Annotated in this window: 1 protein-coding gene; it reads left to right on the top strand. The window is 32.4% G+C overall.

Going from position 1 to position 1,473, the window contains the following annotated elements; genetic code table 11:
• Nucleotides 1–331: 331 nt before the first annotated feature.
• Nucleotides 332–1,207, top strand: a complete 876-nt coding sequence (locus tag ACFTQ7_RS24845) for a hypothetical protein (RefSeq protein WP_386831985.1) — start codon at nt 332–334, stop codon at nt 1,205–1,207.
• Nucleotides 1,208–1,473 lie beyond the last annotated feature (266 nt).

Genomic DNA, 1,473 nt, shown 5'->3' with positions numbered 1-1,473 from the left:
TGATTGGTGTAGGAACCTCAATAATACACGATTTCGCGTACGATGTTTTTATTTTTCTAAAGTGTTCAACTTGATTCTACTATTCGCCTTTTTTTCTTTTTACGATTGCCTAAGAAATAGATATTATACATATTTAATACGGTGGTTATCATAATTCTTTTTGCGTTCTCAAGATTGCCTTCCAGAAGTTGCATTTAAAGATTTGAAAGAGTAACTTTTCATCAGATGCTTTTTAAACAGATTTAGTGGTTTACTGTTATTCAACTAACGGTGCAGGATAGTTGAATAATATTCGGGAAAAATACCTATAAAAAAGGTAGGTAGGCTTTATTTGAAGAAAACACTATACGTCCTTTTTGGTATTTTATTTCTCGTAAATAATACTACTGTTTTTGCGAAGCAAGAAGCACCTAAACAAGATTTTTTTAATAAGTATTTTTTTGATGTTCATTTAATTAATTCAGCCAGCCAAATTGCTGAAGCAAAGAAGAATCCCAATCAACAGTTTTTGGAACGATTGATGACGCATTCATTACAGTATAATGATGTTCAATCCATTAATGTTGAAAATAATTCCGGACTTCAGCGTCTATTCAGTATCAATGATGGTTTTCAAGAACGTGTACTTAGAAAAGTGGTTTACTGGCTTAATAATTCTGACCGAGTGAATGAAAAAATCGAAGTATCTTTAGATAATCCATCCAATAAATTGACGTTAAAAATGGCAAATAATGAAGTGATCACTATTGAACCAGCTTATACGTGTGTAGTACACAATAAACGTGAAATCTGCACAACTAAAGAAGGGGAATTAATCGTTTCGGAAAATAGACAAAAAGTGCGATTAAAGTCACAATCTCTTTATGATTGGCTCAATGTAGGGTGGAGAAAAGAAGTGGACGGACTTACTAAAGAAGAATTACTTGAAGAAGCATTGTTTACACGTTATTTATATCATTTGGGTCCATCTTATTCGGACTTTTTTATGTGTCCAAAAATTAATATTGAACCCATTAATGGGGATCCTAGGAGACATCTCATTTTTGGCAGTGCTTTAAACTATTTAGGACACCACGGTGGAGATTATGATAAACTTACTTTTTCTATAAGTGATTCGAACCTAACAGGGTTAAAAGTGACAAATGTGAAAATAGAGAAACATATTTCGCAAGAAGAAAGCGAAAAACAATGCCGAACTTTTGATTAAAAAAAGTTGTTACAAAAGGGGTGTTTCTTTCAGAGGAAGGAACGCTTCTTTTTATTTAAGTTATTTCAGTAATCCAAGTGATATTAAGTTTGTGAAAAAGTGTACTTAAGTTAACGGGGTGCTTTACTTGAAGATCATTGAGTTGCGTAGGCAGCTCTTCTTTCTTTATTCAACTAAACCAGCTAATAGTTTGTCAATAATTTTCTGTTAAAAGTTTAATAGGCACGTGCTATACTAAAAAGTGCATGACAAATAACCTTCCTAAA

The sequence above is a fragment of the Lysinibacillus sp. NPDC056959 genome (assembly GCF_042674095.1).
Classification (GTDB): Bacteria; Bacillota; Bacilli; order Bacillales_A; family Planococcaceae; genus Lysinibacillus; species Lysinibacillus zambalensis.
The sequence above is the reverse complement of the archived record's forward strand: the minus strand, read 5'-3'. Positions and strand labels throughout refer to the sequence as shown.